The sequence below is a fragment of the Sphingobium mellinum genome (assembly GCF_037860795.1).
In the GTDB taxonomy this organism is placed as follows: Bacteria; Pseudomonadota; Alphaproteobacteria; order Sphingomonadales; family Sphingomonadaceae; genus Sphingobium; species Sphingobium mellinum.
The window spans coordinates 496,964-523,419 of record NZ_JBANRK010000001.1 but is presented as its reverse complement, the minus strand read 5'-3'; the positions used below and the strand labels follow the sequence as shown (position 1 = coordinate 523,419).

30 protein-coding genes are annotated in these 26,456 nt (G+C 63.8%); 15 read left to right on the top strand and 15 right to left on the bottom strand.

The features are described 5' to 3' along the window. Positions 1-97: 97 nt before the first annotated feature. Both mtaB and dapF read right to left on the bottom strand, forming a co-directional pair. A complete protein-coding gene (mtaB, locus tag AAC640_RS02615) occupies positions 98-1,408 on the bottom strand; it encodes a tRNA (N(6)-L-threonylcarbamoyladenosine(37)-C(2))-methylthiotransferase MtaB (protein WP_340264518.1) in 1,311 nt (436 codons plus the stop codon). A 2-nt stretch (positions 1,409-1,410) separates the two neighbouring features. After that, complete coding sequence (dapF, locus tag AAC640_RS02610) at positions 1,411-2,214, bottom strand: diaminopimelate epimerase (protein ID WP_340264876.1); 804 nt, start codon at positions 2,212-2,214, stop codon at positions 1,411-1,413. Positions 2,215-2,469: 255 nt separating this feature from the next. Between dapF and ffh the strand changes: the two genes are divergently transcribed. Genes ffh through rplS form a run of 6 tightly spaced genes read left to right on the top strand, consistent with a single transcriptional unit; the run spans position 2,470 to position 6,295 of the window. Continuing rightward, positions 2,470-3,927, top strand: coding sequence for a signal recognition particle protein (gene ffh / locus AAC640_RS02605; RefSeq protein ID WP_340264517.1), 1,458 nt, complete (start codon positions 2,470-2,472; stop codon positions 3,925-3,927). A 41-nt stretch (positions 3,928-3,968) separates the two neighbouring features. After that, entirely contained in the window at positions 3,969-4,406 is a 438-nt protein-coding gene (gene rpsP, locus AAC640_RS02600; RefSeq protein WP_340264516.1) for a 30S ribosomal protein S16, read from the top strand. Between the two features lie 5 nt (positions 4,407-4,411). Continuing rightward, a complete protein-coding gene (rimM, locus tag AAC640_RS02595) occupies positions 4,412-4,891 on the top strand; it encodes a ribosome maturation factor RimM (RefSeq protein ID WP_340264515.1) in 480 nt (159 codons plus the stop codon). Between the two features lie 24 nt (positions 4,892-4,915). Continuing rightward, positions 4,916-5,188: a hypothetical protein gene (locus tag AAC640_RS02590; RefSeq protein ID WP_340264514.1), complete on the top strand. Its 273-nt coding sequence runs from the start codon at positions 4,916-4,918 to the stop codon at positions 5,186-5,188. Then, entirely contained in the window at positions 5,185-5,916 is a 732-nt protein-coding gene (gene trmD / locus AAC640_RS02585) for a tRNA (guanosine(37)-N1)-methyltransferase TrmD (RefSeq protein WP_340264513.1), read from the top strand. The genes AAC640_RS02590 and trmD overlap by 4 nt, the downstream gene beginning before the upstream one ends. 10 nt (positions 5,917-5,926) lie before the next feature. Further along, positions 5,927-6,295 (top strand): 50S ribosomal protein L19, encoded by a 369-nt coding sequence (gene rplS, locus AAC640_RS02580; protein WP_340264512.1) that lies wholly within the window; start codon positions 5,927-5,929, stop codon positions 6,293-6,295. 143 nt (positions 6,296-6,438) lie between these two features. On the opposite strand, the gene AAC640_RS02575 is transcribed toward rplS, so the two are convergent. From AAC640_RS02575 to AAC640_RS02540, 8 genes are all read right to left on the bottom strand, one after another. Then, positions 6,439-7,722 carry an MFS transporter gene (locus tag AAC640_RS02575; protein WP_340264511.1) on the bottom strand — a complete coding sequence of 428 codons (1,284 nt, stop codon included), beginning with the start codon at positions 7,720-7,722 and terminating at the stop codon, positions 6,439-6,441. Between the two features lie 24 nt (positions 7,723-7,746). Further along, positions 7,747-8,547, bottom strand: coding sequence for a TrmH family RNA methyltransferase (locus tag AAC640_RS02570; protein WP_340264510.1), 801 nt, complete (start codon positions 8,545-8,547; stop codon positions 7,747-7,749). A 67-nt stretch (positions 8,548-8,614) separates the two neighbouring features. Further along, positions 8,615-8,887, bottom strand: a complete 273-nt coding sequence (locus tag AAC640_RS02565) for an HPr family phosphocarrier protein (protein ID WP_340264509.1) — start codon at positions 8,885-8,887, stop codon at positions 8,615-8,617. Beyond that, positions 8,884-9,288, bottom strand: coding sequence for a PTS sugar transporter subunit IIA (locus AAC640_RS02560; RefSeq protein WP_340264508.1), 405 nt, complete (start codon positions 9,286-9,288; stop codon positions 8,884-8,886). The genes AAC640_RS02565 and AAC640_RS02560 overlap by 4 nt, the downstream gene beginning before the upstream one ends. Positions 9,289-9,316: 28 nt before the next feature. Continuing rightward, positions 9,317-10,249, bottom strand: coding sequence for an RNase adapter RapZ (rapZ, locus tag AAC640_RS02555; RefSeq protein WP_340264507.1), 933 nt, complete (start codon positions 10,247-10,249; stop codon positions 9,317-9,319). Beyond that, the gene (locus AAC640_RS02550; RefSeq protein WP_340264506.1) at positions 10,246-10,680 is read right to left on the bottom strand and encodes an HPr kinase/phosphorylase; all 435 of its coding nucleotides are present in this window, start codon (positions 10,678-10,680) and stop codon (positions 10,246-10,248) included. Before AAC640_RS02550 ends, rapZ begins: the two co-directional genes overlap by 4 nt. Positions 10,681-10,807: 127 nt before the next feature. Then, positions 10,808-12,403 carry a sensor histidine kinase gene (locus AAC640_RS02545; RefSeq protein ID WP_340264505.1) on the bottom strand — a complete coding sequence of 532 codons (1,596 nt, stop codon included), beginning with the start codon at positions 12,401-12,403 and terminating at the stop codon, positions 10,808-10,810. Beyond that, complete coding sequence (locus AAC640_RS02540) at positions 12,372-13,076, bottom strand: response regulator (RefSeq protein ID WP_340264504.1); 705 nt, start codon at positions 13,074-13,076, stop codon at positions 12,372-12,374. Before AAC640_RS02540 ends, AAC640_RS02545 begins: the two co-directional genes overlap by 32 nt. Positions 13,077-13,363: 287 nt before the next feature. Here AAC640_RS02540 and AAC640_RS02535 point away from each other — a divergent pair, with 287 nt between their 5' ends. The 3 genes from AAC640_RS02535 to AAC640_RS02525 all read left to right on the top strand — a co-directional run bounded on the left by AAC640_RS02535 (position 13,364) and on the right by AAC640_RS02525 (position 16,394). Beyond that, complete coding sequence (locus AAC640_RS02535; protein ID WP_340264503.1) at positions 13,364-14,965, top strand: phosphoenolpyruvate carboxykinase; 1,602 nt, start codon at positions 13,364-13,366, stop codon at positions 14,963-14,965. Between the two features lie 120 nt (positions 14,966-15,085). Further along, positions 15,086-15,397 carry a hypothetical protein gene (locus AAC640_RS02530; protein ID WP_340264502.1) on the top strand — a complete coding sequence of 104 codons (312 nt, stop codon included), beginning with the start codon at positions 15,086-15,088 and terminating at the stop codon, positions 15,395-15,397. A 157-nt stretch (positions 15,398-15,554) separates the two neighbouring features. After that, positions 15,555-16,394, top strand: a complete 840-nt coding sequence (locus tag AAC640_RS02525) for a ferredoxin--NADP reductase (RefSeq protein ID WP_340264501.1) — start codon at positions 15,555-15,557, stop codon at positions 16,392-16,394. Between the two features lie 130 nt (positions 16,395-16,524). On the opposite strand, the gene AAC640_RS02520 is transcribed toward AAC640_RS02525, so the two are convergent. The 3 genes from AAC640_RS02520 to AAC640_RS02510 form a co-directional block, all read right to left on the bottom strand. Beyond that, positions 16,525-17,769, bottom strand: a complete 1,245-nt coding sequence (locus AAC640_RS02520) for an NRAMP family divalent metal transporter (protein ID WP_340264500.1) — start codon at positions 17,767-17,769, stop codon at positions 16,525-16,527. A 187-nt stretch (positions 17,770-17,956) separates the two neighbouring features. After that, the gene (locus tag AAC640_RS02515) at positions 17,957-18,400 is read right to left on the bottom strand and encodes an NfeD family protein (protein ID WP_340264499.1); all 444 of its coding nucleotides are present in this window, start codon (positions 18,398-18,400) and stop codon (positions 17,957-17,959) included. Continuing rightward, a complete protein-coding gene (locus tag AAC640_RS02510) occupies positions 18,400-19,377 on the bottom strand; it encodes an SPFH domain-containing protein (protein ID WP_340264498.1) in 978 nt (325 codons plus the stop codon). Before AAC640_RS02510 ends, AAC640_RS02515 begins: the two co-directional genes overlap by 1 nt. Before the next feature lie 95 nt (positions 19,378-19,472). Between AAC640_RS02510 and AAC640_RS02505 the strand changes: the two genes are divergently transcribed. Then, positions 19,473-20,288, top strand: coding sequence for an HpcH/HpaI aldolase/citrate lyase family protein (locus AAC640_RS02505; protein WP_340264497.1), 816 nt, complete (start codon positions 19,473-19,475; stop codon positions 20,286-20,288). A 39-nt stretch (positions 20,289-20,327) separates the two neighbouring features. Here AAC640_RS02505 and ubiG read toward each other — a convergent pair whose 3' ends face one another. After that, positions 20,328-21,065, bottom strand: coding sequence for a bifunctional 2-polyprenyl-6-hydroxyphenol methylase/3-demethylubiquinol 3-O-methyltransferase UbiG (ubiG, locus tag AAC640_RS02500; protein WP_340264496.1), 738 nt, complete (start codon positions 21,063-21,065; stop codon positions 20,328-20,330). 331 nt (positions 21,066-21,396) lie between these two features. On the opposite strand from ubiG, the gene AAC640_RS02495 reads away from it, so the two are divergent. From AAC640_RS02495 to AAC640_RS02485, 3 genes are all read left to right on the top strand, one after another. Beyond that, positions 21,397-22,665, top strand: coding sequence for an aspartate kinase (locus tag AAC640_RS02495; protein ID WP_340264495.1), 1,269 nt, complete (start codon positions 21,397-21,399; stop codon positions 22,663-22,665). A 128-nt stretch (positions 22,666-22,793) separates the two neighbouring features. Continuing rightward, complete coding sequence (locus tag AAC640_RS02490) at positions 22,794-23,807, top strand: NAD(P)H-dependent flavin oxidoreductase (protein ID WP_340264494.1); 1,014 nt, start codon at positions 22,794-22,796, stop codon at positions 23,805-23,807. A 136-nt stretch (positions 23,808-23,943) separates the two neighbouring features. Beyond that, entirely contained in the window at positions 23,944-24,777 is an 834-nt protein-coding gene (locus AAC640_RS02485) for a hypothetical protein (RefSeq protein ID WP_340264493.1), read from the top strand. Positions 24,778-24,797: 20 nt separating this feature from the next. On the opposite strand, the gene AAC640_RS02480 is transcribed toward AAC640_RS02485, so the two are convergent. After that, a complete protein-coding gene (locus AAC640_RS02480; RefSeq protein ID WP_340264492.1) occupies positions 24,798-25,466 on the bottom strand; it encodes a winged helix-turn-helix transcriptional regulator in 669 nt (222 codons plus the stop codon). Between the two features lie 133 nt (positions 25,467-25,599). Between AAC640_RS02480 and AAC640_RS02475 the strand changes: the two genes are divergently transcribed. After that, positions 25,600-26,040 (top strand): VOC family protein, encoded by a 441-nt coding sequence (locus tag AAC640_RS02475; protein WP_340264491.1) that lies wholly within the window; start codon positions 25,600-25,602, stop codon positions 26,038-26,040. Between the two features lie 44 nt (positions 26,041-26,084). Beyond that, entirely contained in the window at positions 26,085-26,447 is a 363-nt protein-coding gene (locus AAC640_RS02470; protein WP_340264490.1) for a DUF1428 domain-containing protein, read from the top strand. The last annotated feature ends 9 nt before the right edge of the window (positions 26,448-26,456 follow it).

Here is a 26,456-nt window from a genome sequence, read left to right as displayed (position 1 = left end):
CGTGAAGCCAGGGATCCATCCGCCACGCGCTGTCCCAAGCGGGACAGTAGGCAGTTGGGTTCCCGGTGTCGCGGGAATGACGGAAAATGATTGCTACTCACGCCGCCTCTTGCGCGATCAGCGCGCCATTCTCAAGGCCCGTGATCGTCGCCTGCACGATGGAGGAGGGCGCCTGCAGCTGGGTGAAACGCACGGGCGCGAAATTTTCCGCATGTCCCGAAACGCCGTTTCGCTCGACCAGCACCGACTGGGTCGAGCCCACCAGGCTCCGAAGCCAATGCTCGCGCTGCGCGTCGCAGGCCTCCCGGAGGCGGGCGGCGCGGGCCTTGATCGTGGCGCGATCGACCTGCGGCATGCGGGCCGCAGGCGTTCCGGCGCGCGGCGAATAGGGAAAGATATGGCCATGGACGATGGCGCATTCGCCGACCAGCCTCAGGCTATTTTCGAACATCGGCTCATCTTCTGTCGGAAAGCCGGCGATGATGTCGGCGCCGATGCTGATGTCCGGGCGAGCGCTTTTCAGCCGCTCGACAACACGGATCGCGTCGGCCCGCACATGGCGTCGCTTCATGCGTTTCAGGATCAGGTCATCGCCTGCCTGCAGCGACAGGTGGAGGTGCGGCATCATGCGTGGTTCATGCGCGAGGAGATCAAACAGACGCTCATCAATCTCCACGCTGTCGAGTGAGGACAGGCGGAGGCGGGGAAGGTTGGGCGCGGCTTTGAGGATACGCTCGATCAGCAGGCCAAGAGAGGGCGCGCCGGGCAGGTCCGGGCCGTAGCTGGTGACATCGACGCCAGTCAGCACGATTTCCCGATAGCCGCCGTCGACCAGTTCGCGGGCCTTGTCGATGACGGCACCGGCGGGAACCGAGCGGCTGTTCCCCCGGCCATAGGGGATGATGCAGAAGGTGCAGCGGTGATCGCAGCCATTCTGCACCTCCAGGAACGCGCGTGCATGTTCCGCGAAGGCGCTCGCCATGTGAGGCGCGGTATCGCGGACCGCCATGATGTCGGAGATGCGGACAGTCGCGGCGTCTCTTCCGCTTCGCGCGAAGTCGAAAGGACCATCGACGTCATTATTCCGGCTGTGCTCGACACGAACAGGGGGAGAGTAGGAGCGGGCCTCCATCTTCTCCCGGTTGCCGATCACCGCATCGACTTCGCGCATTGTCGCGAAGGTTTCGGGCTCGGTCTGGGCGGCGCAGCCTGTCACGATGATGCGCGCGTCAGGTTTGTCGCGCCGGGCTCGGCGGATGGCCTGGCGCGTCTGGCGCACGGCCTCGGCCGTCACCGCGCAGCTGTTGACGACGACCAGGTCCTCCCTGTCGCCCGCTATCTCGCGAATGGCCTCGCTTTCCGCGATGTTGAGGCGGCAGCCCAGGGTGATGATCTGCGGCCCGCCCATGGTCAGAAGCGCGCCCAGTCAGCCTCGCCGTCGAAGACATGAGTCGCAGGGCCGGTCATGTGGATGTGTCCGCCGGGCGCCCAGTCGATCACAAGGTCGCCACCCGGCAGGGTGACGCGCGTCGGGCCGCTCACCAGCTTGCGCCGCACCGCCGCGACGGCCGTCGCGCAGGCGCCGGTGCCGCACGCGCGCGTCAGACCGGCGCCGCGTTCCCAGACGATCAGGCGGATGTGATTGTCGCCCACAATCTGCGCGAAGTTCACGTTCACGCGTGCGGGGAAGAGCGGATCGGTCTCGATCAGCGGGCCGAGATGGCCGAAGTTCACACCGTCCAGAGTGTCCACGAAGAAGATGACATGGGGGTTGCCGACATTGACGGCGACAGGCGCGGGCAGGTCTTCCCAGCTGACGGGCATGGCGAGCGTGTCCATCGCGTAGGCGAGGGGAATCACGTCCCATTCCAGCCGGGGTTGGCCCATATCCACGCTGACGCCGCCCTCGACGCCCTTCGCGTCGAGCAGGCCCGCCCTGGTTTCGATCAGCACGTCCCGCCCGACGAACAAAGGCACGCAGCGGGTGGCGTTGCCACATGCCTCCACTTCGCCGCCGTCGGCGTTGAAGATGCGCATGGACACATCGGCCCTGTCGCTATTGCCAATCAGGATCAGCTGGTCGCAGCCGATGCCGGCATGGCGGTCGGCGATCGCGCGTGCGCGCGCCTCCGTCATGTCGACGCCCTCCGTTCGCGCGTCTATCACGACGAAGTCGTTGCCCAGCCCATGCATTTTCGAAAAACGGCCCATGATGGCCGCGCATGTAGGGGTTGCGAGGGCAAAAGGCCAGTCCCCGGCACGGCGGACCGGCCAGGCCGGTTGCATCGGCTGCTCCCATGCGCTAAGGGCCCCCCAAGTCATCGGGCGGTCCGCCGCCTGATACCCTGACAGATCCAGGACGCCCGCAGGGGGCTTCGGATGGACGCTGGCCGGCGAGTTTCGCCCGCCGGCGATTTTGTCGTTTGGCGGGGTAGGTGCTGTTTCCGGGCTTTTCGGCCCAATGAGGTGATGATGTTCGATTCGCTAAGCGATCGTCTGGGTGGAGTATTCGACAAGCTGCGTGGGCGCGGTGCGCTCACGGAGGACGATGTCCGCGCCGCGATGCGTGAGGTGCGAATCGCGCTGCTCGAGGCCGATGTCGCGCTTCCGGTGGTTCGCCAGTTCGTCGATCAGGCCACGGAGCGCGCGGTCGGCAGCGACGTGCTGCGTTCGGTTACGCCGGGCCAGATGGTCGTCAAGATCGTTTCGGATACGCTCACTGAAACACTGGGGTCGGAAACCTCCGACCTGCTGATCGATGTCACCCCGCCCGCCGTCATCATGATGGTCGGCCTGCAGGGTTCGGGCAAGACCACCTCCACCGCCAAGATCGCCAAACGCCTGAAGGAAAAAGAGCGCAAGAAGGTGCTGATGGCGTCGCTCGACGTCCAGCGCCCGGCAGCGCAGGAGCAGCTGGCGATCCTGGGGCAGCAGACGGATGTGGCGACGCTGCCGATCGTGCAGGGCCAGCAGCCGGTCGAAATCGCGAAGCGCGCGTTGCAGGCGGCGAAGCTCCAGGGTTTCGACGTGGTGATGCTCGATACCGCCGGCCGCCTGCACGTCGATCAGGCGCTGATGGACGAGATGAAGGCGGTCGCCGAGGTCGCCAACCCGGCCGAAATCCTGCTGGTGGTCGACTCGCTGACCGGCCAGGACGCGGTGAATGTCGCGACAAGTTTCACCCAGCAGGTCCCGCTGACCGGCGTGGTGCTGACCCGGATGGACGGCGATGCGCGGGGTGGTGCGGCGCTGTCGATGCGGGCTGTCACCGGCCGTCCGATCAAATTTGCAGGCACCGGCGAAAAGCTCGACGCGATCGAGCCTTTCCACCCGGCGCGCGTGGCGCAGCGCATCCTTGGCATGGGCGATGTCGTGTCGCTGGTCGAGCGCGCGGCGGAGACGATCGACGCGGAGGAAGCCGACAAGCTCGCCAAGAAGATGGCCAACGGTCAGTTCGACATGAACGACCTGCGCGCCCAGCTCAATCAGATGCGTCGGATGGGCGGCCTTGGCGCGCTGGCCGCCATGCTGCCCGGCCTCAAGAAAGCGCAGGCGGCGATGGCGAACAGTGGCGCCAACGACAAGACGCTGATCCATCTCGACGCGATGATCGGATCGATGACGCCCAAGGAGCGGGAGAAGCCCGCGATCATCAACGCCAAGCGCAAGATTCGCATTGCCAAGGGTTCCGGCCGCACCGTGCAGGACGTGAACAAGCTCCTGAAAATGCATCAGGAGATGGAAACGGCGATGAAGAAGATCCGCAAGATGGGCGGCCTCAAGGGGCTCGCCAAAATGTTCACCGGCGGCGGCATGGACAAGATGCTGGGCGGTGCCGGTGGGGCCCCCGATCTTGGCGGCCTCGGCGGACTGGGCGGCAACATGCCCAATCTGCCCCCGGGCTTTCAGAATTTCATGAAGAAATAAGCAATCCAACAGTTTGAAGTAGAAAGGTAAGGTCAAGGTTCATGGCAACGTCCATTCGTCTTTCGCGCGGTGGTTCCAAGAAGCGCCCCTATTATCGTATCGTCGTGGCCGACAGCCGCGCTCCGCGCGACGGCAAGTTCATCGAGCGCATCGGCAGCTACAATCCCGTCCTGCCCAAGGGCGATGAAAAGCGTGTCGTTCTGGACGTTGAGCGCGCGAAGCACTGGGTTGCCGCTGGCGCACAGGCGACCGACCGCGTCGCCCGCTTCCTGGACGCCGCCGGCGTGAAGGAACGCGCCGTTCGCAGCAACCCCAAGAAGGCTGAGCCGGGCCAGAAGGCCAAGGATCGGGCCGAAGATCGGGCCGCGAAGCTGGCCGAGGCCGAGGAAGCCCGCAAGGCCGCCGAGGAAGCCGCGAATGCTCCGGCCGAAGCGCCTGCTGAAGAAGCCGCGCCTGCTGAAGAGTCGGCTGAAGGCTGATCGACTTGACCGACAAGCCCGTCACTCTCGCCGTCATTATCGGCGCGCATGGGGTGACGGGCGAAGTCCGTCTGAAGCTCTTTGGGGAGGGTGCCGAGACGCTCAAATCCTACAAGGGTTTCGATGCCGCCGGACGCACGCTGACGCTGAAGTCGGTGCGCCCCGGCCCAAACGGCGCGGTCGCGCGCTTCGCCGAAATCGCCGATCGATCGGCCGTCGAAGCGCTGCGCGGGACGGAACTTACCGTGCCGCGTTCAGCCCTGCCACCGCTGGGCGAGGGCGAATATTATCATGCCGATCTCATCGGCTTGCCCTGCTTTTCCAGCGAGGCAGAGCCATTGGGCACCATCGTCGCGGTCGAGAATTTCGGCGCCGGCGACATCATCGAGGTCGAGCGGCCCACGGGCAAGCGTTTCATGGCACCTATGCACGCGGTCACGATCGCGGATGAGCGGGCGGTCATCGACGCGGCCTTCGCCGTCTGACGCAAAAATAGACGGGGCCGCTCCATGCCGAAAATCCTAGCCGCCCTCTATCTGCTCCTCATGGTCGCGGCTGGCTGGCGGCTGTTTTCGATGCCTTGGTCGCAAGCGAGGAAGGCGGCCGCGGCCCTGGGACTGGTCCTGCCGATCCCGATGTTCTTTCTGTTGCCGGCGCTCATCAATCCCGATCGGCCCTTCGCCGACTTGCTGCGCGCCATCGGCATCGCCTTGATGCTGGGGGGAGCGGTGTCACTCATGGGCGGCATGGCCGGGGCCTGGCTCAAGGCACGCAAGGCGTGAACTTTCGCGCGCAGATCCTGACCCTCTATCCTGAAATCTTTCCGGGGCCGCTGGGCCTGTCGCTGGCCGGACGGGCGCTGGCGGAGGGCAGATGGTCCTGCGACCCGATCCATATCCGCGATTTTGCCACCGACAAGCACCGTACCGTCGACGATACACCGGCGGGCGGCGGCGCGGGCATGGTGCTGCGCGCCGACATTCTGGCCAGGGCCGTCGATCACGCGATGGCGAAAGCGCCCGACCTGCCCGTCATTGCGATGACTCCGCGTGGCACGCCGATCACGCAGGGGCGCGTCCGCGAGCTTTCTGCCGGTCCCGGAGCGACCATTTTGTGCGGCCGGTTCGAAGGGTTTGACGAGCGCATTTTCCAGGCGCGTCCCATCGAACAGATCAGCATGGGGGACGTCATCCTGTCGGGTGGAGAGATGGGCGCGCTGATGCTGCTGGATGCTTGCATCCGCCTGCTTCCTGGGGTAATGGGCGCGCCTTCAAGTGGGGATGAAGAGAGCTTCGAAAGCGGCCTTCTCGAATATCCGCACTATACCCGACCCGTTGAATGGGAAGGGCGCACGATCCCTGAAGTGTTGCGATCGGGGGATCATGCGAAAATCGCCGCCTGGCGGAAACAAAGGGCGGAAGATGACACACGGCTAAGGCGGCCGGACCTTTGGGAACGTCATATCGGCGTTCGGGACCAGTCGCCCTCTGGTGCGCAACGCGAAAAGTAGGACTAAGCTCATGAACTTGATCCAGCAGATCGAGGCCGAAAACATCGCGGCCCTTGCCAAGGATATTCCGGATTTCCGTCCGGGTGATACGCTGCGCGTCGGCGTGAAGGTCATCGAAGGTGACCGCAGCCGCGTCCAGAATTATGAAGGCGTCTGCATCGCCCGCTCGAACAAGGGCATGGGCAGCAACTTCACCGTGCGCAAGATTTCGTTCGGTGAGGGTGTGGAACGCGTATTCCCGCTCTATTCGCCGAACATCGATTCGATCACCGTCGTCCGTCGCGGTGTCGTGCGTCGTGCGAAGCTCTATTATCTGCGTGGCCGCACCGGCAAGCGCGCTCGCATCGCCGAGCGTCGCGACGTGCGCAGCGAGGATTGATTTCCTTGCTCCGTCGCTGACGGGTGGAAAAAAAGCAGGCGGCGTCTCGATGGGACGCCGCCTTTCTTGTGGCTTATGCTGCTCGCTGTCGTTTGCCTGTTTGTGGCAATATCTTTGGCGGCCTTGTCGTATCCCGACTTCGCCTATGTCCGGCTGGTGAACCAGAGCCCGCCGAGGCTGATCGCGGCCGCCGCCGACATGTAGAGCCCGACCAACTGCACGCCCTGCACCTGGATCAGCCAGGTGGCGACGATCGGCGCCAGCGCGCCGCCGATGATTCCGCCGAGGTTGAAGCTGAAGGATGCGCCGGTATAGCGCAACTGCACCGGGAAGAGGTGCGGCAGATAGGCGCCCAAGGGGCCGTAGACGAAGCCCATCAGGAACAGTGCGAGGCTGAGGATCAGGAAGATCGGCAGCAATTGCCCGGTGCCCATGGCGGGGCCGAAGATCACGCCCATCGCTACCGTGCCGATACAGCCGACGACCAGCACGCGGGTCGGGCTGGTCTTGTCCGCCCACCAGCCGGCGATGATGATGCTGAGCGCCATGAACAGGATGGCGCCCAGCTGGATGCCCAGAAATGTCTCGCGGTCGATCTTGAGCGTGGTCGTTCCGTAGCCGAGCGCAAAGGCTGTGGCGATGTAATAGACAGCAAAGCAGGCGACCACCGCGAAGGTGCCGGCGATCGCCGCGCCCAGATGATTGGTCAGCAGGGTGCCAAGCGGCAGGGTGGGCGGCGGTGATTCGGCCTGAGCGGCGGCAAATTCCGGCGTTTCCGTGAGCTTGAGGCGCACCCACAGGCCGAGGAACACCAGCACCGCGCTGCCCAAGAAGGGCAGGCGCCAGCCCCAGGCGAAGAAATCCTTGTCGGTAAGGAATATGCCGAGGATCAGGAACAGCCCATTGGCGGCGAGGAAACCGACCGGTGCGCCCAGCTGCGGGAACATGCCGAAGCGCGCGCGCCACCCGGGCGGCGCGTTTTCGACCGCCAGCAGCGCCGCGCCACCCCATTCGCCGCCCAGGCCGAAGCCCTGGCCAAAGCGCAGCACGCACAGGATGAGCGGCGCCCACCAGCCGATCATTTGATAGGTGGGCAGAAAGCCGATCGCCAGCGTCGACCCGCCCATCAGCATCAGCGATGTCACCAGTGTCGCCTTGCGGCCGATGCGGTCGCCATAATGGCCGAACACCGCCGCACCCAGCGGCCGCGCGAAGAAGGCGAGGGCGAGGCTACCATAGGCGGCGAGCAGCTGCGCGGAAGGGGAGCTGGCCGGAAAGAAGAGCGGGCCAAACACAAGGCTCGCGGCTGTGGCATAGATATAGAAGTCGTAGAACTCGACCGCCGTACCGATGAGGCTTGCCGCCAGAACGCGCTTGTGGCGCAGCATCGCGCCGACGCCGCTCCTGTCCCCGGATTCCGTGCTCATCCCCTGTTCGCCCCTCACCATCATTTATGTCTTCGCCCGCTTCTGGTTCAGCAATTCATACGCCATGACCGCGCAGGCGACGGCGGCGTTCAGGCTGTCCGCCTTGCCCAGCATCGGCATCTTGACCAGCAGATCGCATTCCGCCTCATAGGCTTCAGGCAGGCCCTGCGCTTCATTGCCGACCAGCAGGAAGCAGGGGCTTTGATAGCGGGGCTCCTGATAGTCATGGGTGGCTTTCAGGCTGGTGCCGATCAATTCACCGGGTCCCTGTCGCAGCCAGTGCAGGAAGTCGTTCCAGCGCGCCTGGGTGATCGACTGCGTGAAAAGCGCGCCCATCGAGGCGCGCACCGATTCGACCGAGAAAGGGTCGACGCAATCGTCGACCAGGATCAGGCCGCCCGCGCCGACGGCGTCGCCGGTCCGCAATATGGTGCCGAGATTGCCGGGATCGCGCAGTGACTGGGCGACGATCCAGAGGTCGGCGCGCGTCCGGTCCAGCTGGTCGAGCGGGGTCAGCCGGTCGCGATACACGCCGACCACGGCCTGCGGATTGTCCTTGCCCGAAATCTTGGAAAGAATGTCCGGCGTCGTTTCGATGACGTCGCCGCCCGCCGCCTCCATCGCCGCGATCAGTTCTACGGCGAGCGGGTGGGTCGACCCGGCGTGGAACAGCATTTCGGGAAGGACGCCTTCCTCGCGCGCTTCGGTGAGGATCCGCAGCCCTTCGGCCAGGAACAGGCCTTCGGCCTTGCGGAACTTCTTTTCGCGCAGGGATCGGACGCGCTTCACCAGCGGGTTTGAAAATCCGGTGATTTCGCGTGCCACTAGCGCCCAGCTTCCTCTCAAGCGATGAAGCGGCTTCTCTATCGGGGAGGGACGGTTGGTAAAAGGCCTATTCTTCGCCGAACTTGTCTTCGACCAGGGTCACGAGCCTGCCCAGTGATGTCTCCGCTTCAGGGCCGGTCGCGCTAATGATGATAGAATCGCCCAGCGCCGCGCCGAGCATCATGAGCCCCATGATAGAGGTGCCGGTCACTTCACTGCCGTCCTTGCGCACGGTGATCTGCGCCGGCAGCCCGCTGGCCAAGGTCACGAACTTGGCGCTGGCACGGGCGTGAAGGCCGCGCTTGTTGCTGATCCGGACCTCCTGGCTGATTTCGCTCATGTAGTGCTACCCAACAGTTCGGACGCGACGCTGATATATTTCTGCCCTGCTTCGCGCGCGGCGGCAACCGCCTGTCGCACGTCCATGACCTTGCGGGCGCTTTCCAGCCGGATCAGCATCGGCAGGTTGATCCCGGCGATCACTTCGATCTCACCGGCCTTCAGCAGCGAAATGGCAAGGTTGGATGGCGTGCCCCCGAACAGATCGGTGAGCAGGATGACCCCCGACCCGTCATTGACGCGGGCGACGGCCGCGGCGATGTCGGCGCGGCGTACTTCCATGTCATCCTCCGGGCCAATGCAGATGGTTTCGATCTGCTGTTGCGGACCGACCACATGTTCCATCGCCACGACGAATTCGGTCGCAAGCTGCCCGTGAGTGACGAGTACCAGTCCAATCATCTACTTATCTGGCCCAACTGTTTCATGATTATGCTTTCGGGCCTCCCGGTTCGCGCTTCTCCAGTGCATCCTGGGGCGCTGATTCCATATTGCGGTGCGAGACCGTGGGCGAAAAGCCCGCATCTTGCAAGTATTTGGCGACGCGATCGGCGACATGGACCGACCGGTGTCGTCCGCCGGTACAGCCGAAGGCGACCGTGACGTAACTTTTTCCGCTGTCCGCATAGCGGGGGAGCAGCGTCGCCAGCAATTGCTCGATCTGGCGCAGCGATTCCTCATAGGCGGGGTCCTGCGCAACATAGGCCGCCACATCCGGGTCCAGCCCCGTCTTGGGCCGCAATTCGCGCTCCCAATGCGGATTGCGCAGGAAACGCATGTCGAACATCAGGTCGGCGTCCTGGGGCACGCCGCGCGAAAACCCAAAGGACAGGATGGTCAGGACCGGTGCCGATCGCTCTTCAAGCGAAAATCGCTTGCGTATTTCCTGCTGAAGCGCGTTGCTGTTGAGGCCGGTGGTGTTGACCACATGGTCGGCCCAGCGGCGGAGCGGTTCGGTCAGTTCACGTTCGCGAGCGATGCCATCCGCCGCCGGACGGTCGCTCGCGAGCGGATGGCGACGCCGCGTTTCGGCAAAGCGCCGTTCCAGCTCGCGGCCCGAACAATCAAGGAACAGGGTTTCGACCTCATAGCCACGACGGGTCCGCAGCGCCTTGATCCGCTGGACAATGGCATTGGCGTTGAAGCCGCGCGTCCGCGCGTCGATGCCAAGAGCGAGCGGCCGATCGTCCACCTCCTCATGGCCGGCGGGCGGCGGGGCGTCGAGCAGCCGTTCAAGCAGTAGAAGCGGCAGGTTATCCACCACTTCCCAGCCAATATCCTCCAGCGTCTTGAGCGCGGTCGTCTTGCCCGCCCCGGACAGGCCGGAAACAAGAAGGATGGTCTTTGGCGTGGGCGCGCTCACGGAAGGCCCATGGTCTTGAGCGCCAGTTCCACCTTGATGGGCGCGGATGCCTCAAAAGGGACGATGCGGACGACCGGAACGTCACCGCCCGCGATGGCGCGACGAGCGGGATCGGGGGGCATGCGCTGAATATCCTGGACAAGGTCGATCAGCAGCGCCACGCGGACGTGGTTGACGACGGGCATGTCGACGACACCCATACCGCGCACCTCCATCTTGCCGATGATGGTGGCGGGGGCGCTCGCCTGCAGTCCTCTGTTGCCCAAGGTCACGACCGTATAATCATCGCTGATGAGGGTTGCACCGCGGTCGATCAGGCGCAAGGCGAGGTCCGACTTGCCCATGCCGCTTGCGCCGAAGAGCAGCACGGCGCGACCGTCGATCGCAACGCTTGTCGCATGCACTGTTTCGGTTGTGTCTAGCCGCGCCATATGCCCCCGTCTTCTTAGCCCCTGTGCGGCGCGGTGGAAATGGATTTGACGCAGCGCAGAGCGGCGCTCCGCCGAAATAATCACGATGCGTCCTATTGCGAGACAATCTGTTCGGAGACAATGGCCGCTATTCGGAGACAATGCCGGGGTCACGCTCGACAGCCATGGGCAGCCGCAGCATGAAACAGGCACCGCGCTGATTGCCCTCGCGATCGGCGATGCTGATCTTGCCCTGATGCCCTTCGACGATCGAGCGCGCGATGGCGAGGCCAAGGCCGGAATGCTTGCCGAAGCTTTCGGTTTCGGGCCGTACGCTGTGGAAACGGCGAAACACATGCTCGCGCTGGGATTCAGGGACGCCCGGTCCTTCGTCCTCGACGCCGACCAGCACTTCATGGTCGGCGACGGTCGCGACGATCTGGACCAGGCCGCCTTCGGGCGAGAAGGAAATCGCATTGTCGATCAGATTGTCGAGCACGCGCATCAGCCGCTGTTCCTCGCCCAGCACCACAGCGACATTCTTGCGCGGACGGGCGAAGGCCAGACGGACCCCGCGCGGAACGCCCCGCGTTTCGCGCGCGACCACCATCTTTTCGATCAGCATGCCAAGGTCGATGGGTTCAAAGCGGGTGCGCGAGAGTTGCGCGTCGATCCGCGAGGCTTCAGCGATGTCGGTCACCAGCCGGTCAAGCCGCCGCACATCGTCCTGCGCGATGGCCATCAACTGCGCGCGCAGTTCCGGCTTGTCGACGCGGTCGAGAGCGTCGAGCGCGGAACGCAGCGAGGCTATCGGATTCTTGAGTTCGTGACTGACATCGGCGGCGAAGGCGTCGGTGGCGTCGATGCGCTGGCGCAGGGCATGGCTCATGTCGGAAACGGCGCGGGCCAGCATGCCGATTTCATCGCGGCGATCGGGCAGGCGCGGGACGGTGACCTCGCGCGCGCGGCCGAGGCGGACCCTGACGGCGGCGCGGGCCAGACGCTGCAGCGGCCGCACGATCGTGCGGGCGAGGAAAAGCGAGAGCAGGACCGAGGCGAGCACGGCGGTCGCGATCACGATGCCCAGCCGCAACCGTTCGGCGCGAACGGTGCGCGTGATATCCCGGGCGTTTTCGGTCGCCAGCAGGCTGGTGCCATCCCGTGCGCGCACCGCCGCCGATATCATGAAGGTGCGATCCGGCGCATAGCGGTTCATTGCCTGGGGCTGGCCGGTCTTGCGCGCGAGCACCAATTCGGGCCACGCATCGGCGCGATCAACTGCTGGTTCCTCGAAATCGGGGGGTCGGTCGGCCGAGACGATCCGATCGACCACCTTGTCGAGAAAGCGCGCGACATGGCGCTGCCATTCTTCTTCGGACGGCAGTCGCAGCCGATAGCGTGGTGCGTTCATGGTGAAGCTGTCGGCGATCAGCCGGCCATCCGGCGCGTATCGGCGCACGCGATCTTCGGTCTGACGCGCATAGGCGGCGATCAGTGCATTTTCCCGGTCAGGGGGCGCAATGTCCAATCCGATCGCCAGCAGCTTCAGCTCTCGCGCGGATTGTTGCAGACGTGCGTCGACGATCCGTGTGCGATAGCTGTCCAGGTAGAAGAATCCGCCCGCCAGCAACGCCAGGGCGAACACGTTCACGGCCAGGATGCGCGGCGTCAGGCTGATCCGCCCGGACCAGCGCATGCCCCGCTCCGCCGCGTCATTCTTCCGAAAAACGGTAGCCGGCGCCATAGAGCGTGTCGATTGCGTTGAATTCTGGGTCGATTTCGCGGAATTTCCGGCGGAGCCGCTTGATGTGGCTGTCGATGGTGCGGTCGTCGACATAGACGTCATCCTGATAGGCTGCATCCATCAGCTGGTTGCGGTTCTTGACCACGCCGGGCCGCGTGGCAAGTGTTTCGAGGATGAGGAATTCCGTCACCGTCAGGGTGACATCCTGCCCGAGCCACTTCACCCGATGGCGGGCAGGGTCCATTTCCAGCCGGCCGCGGACGATAGGTTCCGAAACCGGCTCGTTCGAGGAATCGGGGGTCCGGGTCGCATCCGCGCGGCGCAATATCGCGCGAATGCGAGCGATCAGCAGACGCTGGGAAAAAGGCTTGGCGATATAATCGTCCGCGCCCATCGCAAGGCCCAGCGCTTCGTCCAGTTCGTCGGCCTTGGACGTCAGGAAGATGACGGGCATCTGGCTCTTTTCCCGCAGGCGCCGCAACAGTTCCAGCCCGTCCATCCCCGGCATCTTGATATCGAATACGGCGAGATCCGCCGGATTTTCCACCAGCGCCTTGAGCGCCGCTTCCGGATCCGAATAGAGCCGCGTCAGAAATCCTTCGGTCTGCAGCGCGATCGAGACGGAGGTCAGGATATTCTTGTCATCATCCACAAGGGCGACGGTGGGAGTCATGCGTCTTTCCAACGATCGGGACAGCCAGAAGTCGGGCCTGCTTTCACGCGTTAGACGATGGCAGGGCCGCCCGCAAGAAAGGGGTATGGGGATGATCTTGCGGCGCAACCTACTTAATCTGGGATAAACGCGGGGTCTCGCGGATTTGACGGTCGGGCGTCAAACGCCTATTGCCTCCCCCGTCTGCAGCAAATGACGCCGCGCGGAATCGACCGCGGCGCTGAGGGGCGGATCGGTCGTGAACGCTAGGTGTTGCGGTCCGGAGTTATCACATCAGGAGCTAAGGCGTGCAGGCCAAATCCTCTATCACCCTCGAACAGCAGGGTATTTCGACCAACGCTACCCAATATTGGAATCTCGGCACCGCGCCGCTTGTCGAAGCCGCTCTCGCCAATGGCGAGGGGATACTGTCGAAGGATGGCCCGCTGGTCGTCAAGACCGGCAAGCATACGGGCCGCTCGGCCAGCGACAAGTTCATCGTCAGGGATGCCGAAACCGAATCGACCGTCTGGTGGGGCAAGACCAACGTCCCCATGACCCCTGAACATTTCGCCGCGCTGAAGGCGGATTTTTTCCAGGCGCTGGGGGAAAAGGACAAGCTCTACGTCGCTGACCTGTTCGGCGGTTCGCAGCCTGAACATCGCGTCAACGTCCGCGTGATCAATGAGCGCGCCTGGCACAATCTTTTCATCCGTACGCTGCTGGTCCGGCCGAAGGCGGAGGAACTCGCTGGGTTCGCGCCCGAATATACGATCATCGACCTGCCCACCTTCAAGGCCGATCCGGCCCGCCATGGCAGCCGCAGCGAAACCGTCATCGCCGTGAATTTCAGCGAAAAGCTGATCCTGATCGGCGGCACCAGCTATGCCGGCGAAATGAAGAAGTCGGTGTTCGGCATCCTCAACTATCTGCTGCCGACCAAGGGCGTCATGCCCATGCACTGTTCCGCCAATATTGGCCCGAACGGCGACACGGCTGTCTTCTTCGGCCTGTCGGGCACGGGCAAGACCACGCTGTCGGCCGATGCCAGCCGCACGCTGATCGGCGATGACGAACATGGCTGGTCGGACACGGCCGTCTTCAACTTCGAAGGCGGCTGCTATGCCAAGATGATCAACCTGTCGGCAGAAGCCGAGCCGGAGATTTTCGCCACCACCAAGCGGTTCGGCACGGTGCTGGAAAATGTCGTGATCGACGAGGAAACGCGCGAGATCGACCTCGACGACAACAGCCTCGCCGAAAACAGCCGCGGTTCCTATCCGATCGACTTCATCCCGAACGCGTCGGAAAAGAATCTGGGCCCGGTGCCCAAGAACATCATCTTTCTGACCGCCGACGCCTATGGCGTGCTGCCGCCGATCGCGCGGCTGACCCCCGATCAGGCCATGTATCATTTCCTGTCGGGCTACACCGCGCGTGTTGCCGGAACGGAAATCGGCGTGACCGAGCCGACCGCCACCTTCTCGACCTGCTTTGGCGCGCCGTTCATGCCGCGTCACCCGTCGGTCTACGGCAATCTGCTCAAGGAGCGGATCAACAAGGGCGGCGTCACTTGCTGGCTGGTCAACACCGGCTGGGCAGGTGGTCTGGCGACGATGCCGGGCATCAAGCGCATGCCGATCAAGGTCACGCGCGCGCTGCTCAACGCCGCGCTGGACGGCAGCCTCAACACTGTCGAGTTTCGCATCGATCCCAATTTCGGGTTCGAAGTGCCGGTGGCCGTGCCGGGCGTGGACACGACCATCCTCGATCCGCGCGCGATGTGGGCAGACAAGCCCGCATATGACCAAACCGCAGCCAAGCTGGTCAAGCAGTTCGTCGACAACTTCGCCCAGTTCGAGGATCATGTCGATGCCTCGGTTCGCCAGGCTGCGCTGACCGCCGCCTGACGCTGACCTTATGGTTGAAGGAGAGCCGGGGAGGGAAACCTCCGCCCGGCTCTTTTTCTTTTCAGAATGCTGGCGGACAATGCTATCCTGCCTTCGGTTGCCGGATGTAGGGACAGGACCATGTTTGACGAATTCTTGCAAGGCGCAGGCGGACTGCAGGCGGTGGCCGCGCAGCTGGGGCTGGAGCCCGAGCAGATGCAGGCCCTGATGACCGAAATTGGCGGCAAGATTGCGGCGGGGGAAACCGATGTCGCCGCGCTTGCGACGACCGCTGCCGAGCATGGGGTTTCAGCCGACAAGCTGCAGGACCTGTTTTCGCAGTTCGGCGGTCCCGAAGCGATCCTGGGCAAGATCGGCAGCCTGTTCGACCGGGATGGCGATGGCAATCCTCTCAATGAACTTGGCAATCTGGCCAAGGGGCTGTTTGGCTGACCAGCGCCGCGCCTGCCCCTGCTGGATGGAGCATGCAAGCGAGCTATTGGGCGCCCAAGTTTTTTCACCTTGCCTTCCTGGGGGGTGCGGGCCATTGCCGCGCATCGCTTATTGCGAAAACCACGCAACTGACGCTTGGCGATGAGGCGTTCGCAGAATGGATTTGGCAGGAGAGAAGGTGTTGAGCGACGTGACGACCGATAATCCGGTGCTGGAGCCCACTGGCGCCCTGAGCGTGGAGACCGTGCTGTCAGTCCGGCACTGGAACGAGCATCTGTTCAGCTTCCGCATCAGCCGCCCGGCCAGCTTTCGCTTCCGGTCCGGCGAGTTCGTGATGATCGGACTGCCGGGCGACAATGGGAAGCCGCTGCTGCGCGCCTATTCGGTTGCGAGCCCGTCGTGGGACGAGGAACTGGAATTCCTGTCGATCAAGGTGCAGGACGGGCCGCTGACATCCAAGCTGCAACTCATCCAGCCGGGCGACCAGATCTATCTTGGCCGCAAGCCGACCGGCACGCTGGTTACAGACGCGCTGCTGCCCGGCAAGCGCCTGTTCATGCTGTCGACGGGCACGGGCCTTGCGCCGTTCCTCAGCCTGGCGCGCGACCCCGACGTTTATGAATTTTACGAGCAGGTTGTCGTCATTCATTCGGTGCGCCGCGTCAGCGACCTGGCCTTTCATGACGAACTGGCAGGCAAGCTGGCGGAGGACCCGCTGGTATCCGAACAGGCCGCCGGACAGTTCCATTATGTGCCGACCGTCACGCGGGAGCCGTTCCGTAACAATGCGCGGATCGACAAGTTGATGGAAAGCGGTGCGCTGTTCGAAGGCATTCCGGGCGACCAGAAATTCAATCCGGAAACCGACCGGGTCATGATGTGCGGCAGCATGGAGATGATCAAGCAGTTCGGCGCCTATTTCGAGGAGCAGGGCTTCCTCGAAGGTTCGAACGCCGCGCCGGGCGCCTATGTGATTGAACGCGCCTTCGTGGGTTGACCAGCTGGACAGATTTGGAAAGGAAGGGCTGGCGGAAACGCCGGCCTTTTTTGATTGTCCGCTTGCGGCCAAAAGGCGACCTTATAGTAGCAGAGATGATGCCCTAAAAGCAGCCGCTCAGTCGTGCGCTTCAGATCAGGTCCGCGACTATAAATCCCAGAAATAGTACCGAGGACGCGACCATGACCGCTGTGGCCACCCACCCGAAGGTCATCTGTCGAAGCGACACAGTCAAGCGCCCCATTGCCCGGGGATTGCGAACGATCAGCATCATTACGACCATCAATGGACCGGCGAGAATGCCGTTCACCACTGCCGCCCAGTACAGTGCGCGCGCCGGGTCGATGCCAATCCCGTTCAGGGATGCGCCGGCCAGCGTCGTTGCCGCAATCGTCCCGTAGAATAGGCGGGCAGAGAGCGGCTTCGCATCAAGGCTGCCAGAAATCCCCGCCATCTCGGTGACGGCATAGGCAGCCGACCCTGCAAGCACCGGAACAGCCAGCAAGCCGGTGCCAATAATACCCACCGCAAACATTGCGAAGGCAAATTGGCCTGCGATCGGCCGAAGCGCCTCGGCCGCCTGTGACGACGTTGCGATATCCCGCACGCCATTGGCATGCAGTGTGGCTGCGGTCGCGAACACGATCGCGAGTGATATAAGTGTGCTGAACCCCATGCCGGTTAGCGTATCGATTTGAATTCGTTTCAGTTCGGGGCCTGCGGCGGATGCCGTCAGGCACAGCGGTTTGACATGATGTCTATGCTGTTCCTCGATTTCCTGCCCGGCCTGCCAGAAGAACAGATAGGGGCTTATGGTCGTGCCAAGGATAGCGACGAAGGCGGTGGCATAAGCGGCGTTGAATTGCAGCTCGGGAACCACGAGCGAGCGCAGTGCCTGCGGCCATGGTACGTGGGCAACCGCCACCACAGCAACGTACGTGAACAAGGAAAGAGTCGTCCACTTCAAAATCGATGCATAGCGCGGGTAGCTAAGCCCAACTTCCAGAAGGATGCACACGATCCCGAATAGCAGCGTGTAAAGCGCCCCTTTCCCGCCGATGAGAAGGGTAAGTGCCGCACCCATCGCACTCAGATCGGCCCCAAGATTGACGATGTTCGCGATAAGCAACAGTGAGACCATGAACCACAACAGGGGGCGTGGGTAATGACGTCTCAGGTTTCGGGCGATGCCCGCACCCGTGACGCGGCCAATCTCTGCCGCAATCAGTTGTATCGCAACCATCAGCGGGAAACTGAGGACAAATGTCCAGGCCAAACCATAACCGAATTGAGCGCCAACCTGGCTATGCGTGCCTATGCCGCTGGGATCATCATCAGCCGCGCCTGTAACGAGGCCCGGTCCCAGAGCCTTCAAGAAAGTCCTAAATCCGCGAGGGCGCCCAACGTCATTTGGTGGAGATTTATTCACACACTGATAGTCGCACGCGCTCCGTTGAGGAGCAACCAGCACACGCCGACGGATTGGGATCCTGCAATTGCACTGTCCGATTTGTGATGCTGACAATCGAAATCCGACCGTCCGCAATCCACCCAGAACAGCCCTAAACCAGTTCCACCTTCAGCACGGAAGCCTCGGCACCCACCACCCGCACCCGCGTCCCTGCGGGCGCGTCGGGCCCGTGGCACGACCAGACGCTGTCGCCCACCTTCACCCGGCCCCGGCCGTTATCGATCGGCTCGACGACCGTCACGACCTCACCGATCAGACGGGCGGTGCGGTCGTTCAGCAACGGGTCCTGCGACGCCACGGGATTGGCGGAATACCAGCGGCGGCCGCCCCAGACGGACACGAGGCAGAGAAAGGCAAAGACCAGCAACTGAACCGGCACGGAAATGGGGAGGAGCAGCGCGACCAGCCCCGTAACCGCCGCCGCCAGCGCCACCCAGATGAGGAAGATGCCGGGCATCATCACCTCGCCAATGCCCAGCAGCGCGGCGAAGACGAGCCAGCCCCAATGATCGTCGAGGAGGCGCAGCCAGTCCATCAGCCCTGGCCCTGCGTGAAGGGGCTGCGCCGGGGCGGGTTGGGAGCCGACGGCGCGGGCGGCGTGCCATCACCGCCCAGCGCTTCCTTCGCCAGCGCGCCGATCCCGCCCAGAGTGCCGATGAGCTGCGTCGCTTCGACCGGGAAAAGGATGGTCTTGGCGTTGGGCGATGTGGCGAACTGGCTCACCGCTTCGACATATTTCTGGGCAATGAAGTAATTGATCGCCTGCGCGTTGCCGCTGGCGATCGCTTCCGACACCATCTGCGTCGCCTTGGCCTCCGCTTCCGCCTCGCGCTCACGCGCTTCCGCATCGCGGAAGGCAGCTTCCCGCCGGCCTTCGGCTTCCAGGATCTGGCTCTGCTTCTGCCCTTCGGCCTTCAGGATTTCCGAGGCGCGCAGGCCTTCGGATTCCAGGATCAGCGCCCGCTTTTCGCGCTCGGCCTTCATCTGGCGGCCCATGGCGTTGACGATATCGGCCGGAGGACGGATATCCTTGAGTTCGACGCGGGTGATCTTGATGCCCCAGGCGTTGGTCGCATGATCGACCACCGACAGCAGGCGTGCGTTGATCTCGTCGCGCTTGGACAGCGTTTCATCGAGGTCCATCGACCCCATCACCGTGCGCAGGTTGGTGGTCGCCAGCTGCATGATCGCGACATAGAGTTCGGACACTTCATAGGCCGCCTTGGCTGCGTCGAGCACCTGGAAGAAGACCACGCCGTCGACCGACACCATGGCGTTGTCCTTGGTGATGATTTCCTGCCCCGGAATGTCGACGACCTGTTCCATCATGTTGATCTTGCGGCCGACCCCATAGAAGAAGGCGGGATAGAAATTGAGGCCCGGCCGTGCCACCTCGGTGAAGCGGCCGAACCGCTCGATCGTATATTGATAGCCCTGCCGCACCACCTTGACGCTTACCGCCAGATAGAAGAGCACCAGCATCGTCACGGTTAGCGCAAATGTCGTCAGCATCTCATTTCCCCCTTGAAGCGCTTGACTATGACGCGGAATCGTTAACGGGAAAAGGCAAACCGTCGCAGGATGCCGATGCCCCGAGGAGATATGTCATGCTGTTGCGCCATGCCCGTTCGCTGCTGTTCGTTCCTGCTTCGAACATGCGCGCTGTCGCCAAGGTCCGGAGCCTGCCCTGCGACATGGTGCTGCTGGATCTAGAGGATGCGGTTCCCTACGATCGCAAGGATGAGGCCCGGAGCCATGCGGTGGGGGCAGTGGCGGAAGGTTTCGGCCGACGCCTGACGGCGATCCGGATCAATGCGGAGGACACGGACTGGCACGGGGCCGACATGGTCGCCGTCAAACGTTCCACCGTCGATTATGTCGTGTTGCCCAAGGTCGAGACGGTCAAGCAGGTGCAGTCGGTCTTCAGCGTCTGTCAGAAGCCGGTCATCGCGATGATCGAAAGCGCTGTCGGGGTTCTGGCCGCCCCGGCCATCGCGGCGGCGGAGGGGACGAGCGGCCTGTTCATGGGCACCAATGACCTGCGCAAGGATCTGGGCATCCCTCCATCGGCCGGGCGCGAGGGGCTGGGCTTCGCGCTCCAGTCCGTCGTTCTGAGCGGTCGCGCGGCGCGGGTCGCGGTGTTCGACGGCGTGTTCAACCGGCTGGACGATGAGGCCGGGTTCGAGGCGGAGTGCGCGGAGGGGCACATGCTGGGCTTCGACGGCAAGACGCTGATCCATCCGAGCCAGGTGACGGTCGCCAACCAGGTGTTCGGGCCGGATGCGCAGGCGGTGGCCGATGCGCGTCGGCTGATCGATGCGGCGACGGGCGGGGCGGAGCGCTTTGAAGGACGCATGATCGAGAGCATGCATGTCGAGGAAGCGAAGGCGCTGATCGCCCGCGCGGACGCGATGATGAACTGATGCCGGAGCGCGGCTGACCGCGGGGACCGTGATGGGGCTTCACCCCTGAGGGTGACGTGCCGTCAGCAGATAGTTGATCGCCTTGTTGGACGACAGCGTAAGGCCCCGTGCCGGGTCGAAGGCGAGGCCGGTGATGTCGGTGACCTCCATCCCCGCATCGACCACATGCTGACGCGTTTCCTCCGGCGTCAGGAACTTGTTCCAGTCGTGCGTGCCCCTGGGAATCCCGCCGATGCTTTCACCGATGGTGATCATCGCCAGACGCGAGAGCGGGGTGCGGTTGGGTGTCGAGAGGAGGAGCAGGCCGCCGGGCGCGAGCTTGGCCGCGAGCGCGGCGATGAAGGCGGCGGGATCGGTGACATGTTCCAGCACCTCCATGGAGGTGACGAGGTCGAACCCGCCTTCGTCCAGCTGCTCGACCGGAAGAGCGCGGTAGTCGATGGTAAGGCCCTGGCCCGCCGCATGCGCGCGTGCCACGGCGATATTTTCCTCCGCCGCGTCCAGCGCCGTGACGCTCGCGCCCAGGCGCGCCAGCGGCTCGGCGAGGAGCCCCGCGCCGCAGCCGACGTCCAGCGCGCGCCTGCCCTCCAGCGGACGGAAGCTGGCCTCATCGCCATGCCAGTGCGTATCGATCGCCTGGCGGATGTAGCGTAGTCGGACCGGATTGAGCTTGTGCAGCATTGCGCTGCTGCCCTTGGGGTCCCACCAGTCCGCCGCCATAGCGCCGAAATGCGCGGCTTCGCGCGGGTCGATCGTGCTTGGAACCATATGTGCCATGCCGCCTGCCTATCAAGCTTCGCAATCTGGCGCCACGGGCTTCTACCTGCGGCGGGGCGGCGGGCCTTCGCCGTTCAGATATTTGTCCTCCTCGTCCAGCTGGCGATGCAGTGCGCGGGTGGCTGCCTCGGTGCAGGCGAGGTCATGGGGCTTTCTGTGCCTGCGGTTGCTCATCATCGCGAAGGCGAGCGCAGCTGCCAGCAGGATCGGCGCGAGGTGGAGTCCCCGGCATGGTTGCCATATCCGCCGCTGCTGCTATAGCGGCGCCGTTTTTCTCCCCAGTGGGGAGAGGCTTTTTTCTTTCCAGATAGCAGGCAGGCTCGACAAGCAGATGGCGCGCATCGTGATGAAATTCGGCGGCACCTCGATGGCGGGGATGGAGCGAATTCGCAATGTGGCCGCGCGAGTCAAGCATGTCGTCGAGCAGGGCCATGAAGTCGCCGTTGTCGTGTCCGCCATGGCGGGCGAGACGGATCGGCTGGTCGGCTTCTGCAAGGAAGCATCTGCGCTGTATGATCCGGCGGAATACGACGTCGTCGTCGCCAGCGGAGAGCAGGTGACGAGCGGCCTTCTGGCCATGACGTTGAAAGCCATGGGCGTGGACGCACGCAGCTGGCTGGGGTGGCAGCTGCCCATCCGCACCAACGACGCGCATGCCAAGGCCCGCATTGGCGAGATCGACACGACCGATCTGCTCGCGTCGATGCGCTCGGGCATCGTGGCGGTGATCCCGGGCTTTCAGGGCATGATGGAGGACGGCCGCATTTCCACCCTTGGCCGTGGTGGTTCGGATACTTCGGCTGTCGCTATCGCGGCGGCGCTCAAGGCGGATCGTTGCGACATTTATACCGACGTCGACGGTGTCTATACCACCGATCCGCGCATCGTGGCGCGGGCGCGCAAGCTCGACCTCGTCACCTATGAGGAAATGCTGGAGCTGGCCTCCGTCGGCGCCAAGGTGCTCCAGACCCGCTCGGTCGGCCTCGCCATGAAGGAAGGCGTGGTCGTGCAGGTGCTTTCCTCCTTCGATGATCCCACCCAGGACGACCTCCCCGGCACGCTGATCGTCAGCGAGGAGGAACTGGAAGCCAAGCTCAAGGAAGACAAGATGGAACGTCAGCTCATCACCGGCATCGCCCATGACAAGAATGAGGCCAAGATCACCCTGACCCGCGTGCCGGACCGGCCGGGCGCGGTGGCGCACATCTTCGGCCCGCTGGCTGACAATGCGATCAACGTCGACATGATCATCCAGAATGTCGGCCGCGACAAGGGCGAGACCGACGTGACCTTCACCGTGCCGGGCGCTGACCTTGCCCGCGCGCTGGATGTGCTGGAAAGCCAGAAGGACGCGATCGGCTTCAACCGCGTGATCCCCGATACGAAGGTCGCCAAGGTGTCGGTGGTCGGCGTTGGCATGAAGAGCCATGCGGGCGTGGCTTCGACCATGTTCAAATCACTGGCCGATCGGGGAATCAATATCCTCGCCATCTCGACCAGCGAGATCAAGGTATCCGTACTGATCGACGAGGATGAGACGGAACTGGCGGTGCGCGTGCTGCATACCGCTTATGGCCTGGATGCGCCGGTCGCCGCCTGACTGTTTCAATACCCGTTCGCTTCGAGTAGCCGTCGAATGTCGAGACGGCGGATCGAGAAGACTGCGCGGGCTGTCCCGATACGGGCTCTCGCCAGGCTCGATCCCACCTCGACACGAACGGATATATGATGAGCGTCAACGCCAAACTCACCTCCTTGATGGCTCGCGGCACCGAATTTCTGGGCTGCGAGGTTGCGATATTGTGTGGCGCGATGAGCTGGGTGTCGGAGCGGAACCTGGTGGCGGCGATGTCCAACGCAGGCGGTTTCGGCGTGATCGCCTGTGGCGCCATGACCCCGGAGCTGCTCGATAAGGAGATTGCGGCGACCAAGGCGCTCACCGAAAAACCTTTCGGCGTCAACCTCATCACCATGCACCCGCAGCTGTTCGATTTGATCGAAGTGTGCGCGAAGCATGATGTCGGCCATGTCGTTCTGGCCGGCGGGCTGCCGCCCAAGCGCAGCATCGAGGCGATCAAGGAGAGGGGTGCCAAGCTGATCTGCTTTGCCCCGGCGCTCGCCCTCGCGAAGAAGCTGGTGCGCTCTGGTGTCGATGCTCTGGTGGTCGAGGGTATGGAGGCGGGCGGCCATATCGGCCCGGTCGCGACCAGCGTTCTGGCGCAAGAGATCCTGCCCGAAATGGCGTCGCAGCTGCCGGTGTTCGTCGCTGGCGGCATAGGCCGGGGCGAGGCCATCGCCGCCTATCTGGAAATGGGTGCGGCCGGCGTGCAGCTTGGCACCCGTTTCGCTTGCGCGACCGAGAGCATCGCGCATCCCAATTTCAAGAAGGCCTTCTTCCGCGCTTCCGCGCGCGAGGCGATCGCCAGCGTGCAGATCGATCCGCGCCTGCCGGTGATCCCGGTGCGTGCGCTCAAGAATGCGGGCACCGAAGCCTTCACCGCCAAGCAGCGCGAGGTTGCCAACCTGCTCGACAGCGGAGCGGTGGACATGGGTGAGGCGCAGCTGCAGATCGAACATTATTGGGCGGGGGCCCTGCGCCGCGCGGTCATCGATGGCGATGTGGAGGGCGGGTCGCTGATGGCGGGCCAGTCGGTCGGCATGGTGACGAAGGAAGAACCCGTCGCGGAGATCATCGCGCAGCTGATGGACGAGGCCGCGGTGGCGCTGGCGCGTCGCGGCTGATCCCTTTTTTTCAGCGGCTTGGCTGACGGGATGACGCGATCCCCGGATCGGTGAGCCGAGCGGCTCGGGCATCGTCAGGAACGCGCGGCCCCGCGATGAGTTTTCTTTCGACCGTAATTTGCAAAGAGGATGCAAGGTGCCCTCGCGTGCCGCTTTTCGTCGCTCCTGGCAGCTGGGCTGCCTGACCGTTCTGGCGCTCGTCACAGGTTGTTCGACGCCGGAGGGCGGCCCGCCGACGCCCCCGCCGCCCGTGGTGCGGACCATAAAGCCGCTGCCTCCCATGGGAGCGGTGGAGGGCATGAGCATTCCCGAAGTGGATGCGAGCGGCAAGTATCTGACGCCCAATCGCGGTGTCACGGCGAATACAGCGCTATGGCATGTGCGGATGGCGCTGAATGTCGCGGCCCTGTCCTGCCATGGGGTGAACGAGCCGGCGCGGGTGCAATATAATCAGATATTGCATGTCCATGATGCCGTCCTGCGGGAAGCCAATGCGGCGGTCGATCGCAATTATACCGCTGCCTATGGCAGCGGCGGGTTGCAAGCGCGCGAGCTGCTCAACACCGTGGTCTACAATTTCTTTGCGCTGCCGCCGGTGACGAAGAGCTTCTGCCCGGTGGCGATCGAGGTTGGCGCGAAGATCCTGGCGATGCCTTCGAGCCAGTTGCTGGCCTATGCGCCCGAAGCGCTGGCCGCGCTGGAAAAGCCGTTCCAGGAATTTTACCAGGCCTATGCCGACTATCTGCGGCGCCTGGCGGAATGGCAGTCGCGCTTCGGCGGAACTGTCACGGTGGTGGTATCGCCCACGCCGCTGCCGCCGCCGCCCTTGCCGCCCAAGGAGATCGGCGCCGGATTCGTGCCACCCCCCAGCACGATCCCGATGCCACGGCCGCAGGAAGAAAGCGGGCGGCCGCTGGTGCCGCCGACGACACAGGTGATCGTGCCGACATTTCCATTAACGAAACCGTGAATTGAGCGCGAATCTTGCCGTCAGGCGGGAGGGTAGGTCGCGGGCGCCCGGGGTGGCAGGGGGAACAGGCGGACGAAGCGTTCGGCCAGGGTCCTGTCGCCCTCGACCACCAGCGCGCCGGCAACGTCCTGGAAGCGGGCGCCGCCATAGACGACGGCCGCCAGGGCATTCTGGTCGCCGCGGATGAGGGCGTCGGCCCCGGTGGCGGGACCCCGGTCGATGCGGAAGTCGCCATGCTTCAGCTGGACGAGAAATTCCTCCTCGCCGAAGCGGAGGCCGATGGTGGCGTCGAGATCGCCGATGCGGGTGCGGTCGATCATCGTGCGCATGGACAGGATGACCGACACGCTGCTCATCGGCATACCCGGCTGCATCGTCGGGGAGCGGCAGGCCCAACGGCCCAGCACCTGGAACAATATTTCCGACTCGCGACCCCAGTCGGTCAGTTCGTAGATCTGGCTGGCAGCGGGCGGGGGCAGGCGGCGGCGGACAAGCACGCTGGCCGCCTCCAGTTCCTCCAGCCGCTGCGTCAGCACGTTGGCGCTGATTCCGGGCAGGCTGGCGCGCAGATCGGTGAAGCGCTTGGGTCCCAGCATCAATTCCCGCATGATCGGCATCGCCCAGCGGTCGCCGATGAGATCCAGCGCATGCGCGGTGGCACAACCGTCCTGATAGGCCCGCTTCTTCACGTCCTGTTCCTTAGTTATATTTTATAACTTATATGTTGCATAAGATAATCATCGAGTTCACAAAGATCAAGGCGGTGAGTCGCTGTTCCTTTCGAGGACGCATGCCGCCGGACCAATCCCAAGGAGATGTGCGATGGTGCAAGCCACTACTCCCAAGATGATCTTCGTGAACCTGCCGGTGACGAACCTGCCCGCCTCAATCGCCTTCTATGAGGCGGTCGGTGCGGTGCCGAACAAGGACTTCGCCGACGAAAGCGCGCAGATGCTGAGCTTTTCCGAGACGATCCACGTCATGCTGCTGACGCAGGAGCGGTTCCGCAGCTTCACCCCGCGCGCCATCCCCGACGCGCATGCCACCGCCCAGGTGCTGCTGGCCCTGAGCGAGGCAAGCCGCGCCGATGTCGACACGACCGTGGAAAAGGCGCTGGCGGCGGGCGGCACCGAACCCAATCCGCAGCAGGATCATGGCTTCATGTACGGCCACAGCTTTGCCGATCCTGACGGCCATATCTGGGAAGTCAGCTGGATGGATCTGGAGGCGGCGCTGGCCGTTCACAAGGAAGCAGCGGCCTGAGCAAGCCTGCAATCCTGCCGAAGCATGCAATGAGGAGAGATGCGATGGCCTATATGGACGGGTTCGTGGTGCCTGTGCCCAAGGGCAACAGGCAGCGCTACAAGGAGGTGGCGGCCTATGCCGCGCCGATCTTCATCGAACATGGCGCCTTGCGCGTGGTGGAATGCTGGGCCGATGATGTCAAGCCGGGCAAGGTCAACGATTTTCGCACGGCGGTGATCGCCGAAGAGGGCGAGGAGGTCGTCTTTTCCTGGATCGAGTGGCCGGACAAGGCGACCCGCGACGCCGGCGCCGAAAAGGTGATGAAGGATCCCCGGATGCAGCCCAAGGAGGGGGAGGACATGCCCTTCAGCGGGGCGCGGCTGATCTATGGCGGCTTCGAGGTGCTGCTCGACGAGCGGGCCTGAACGGGAGAG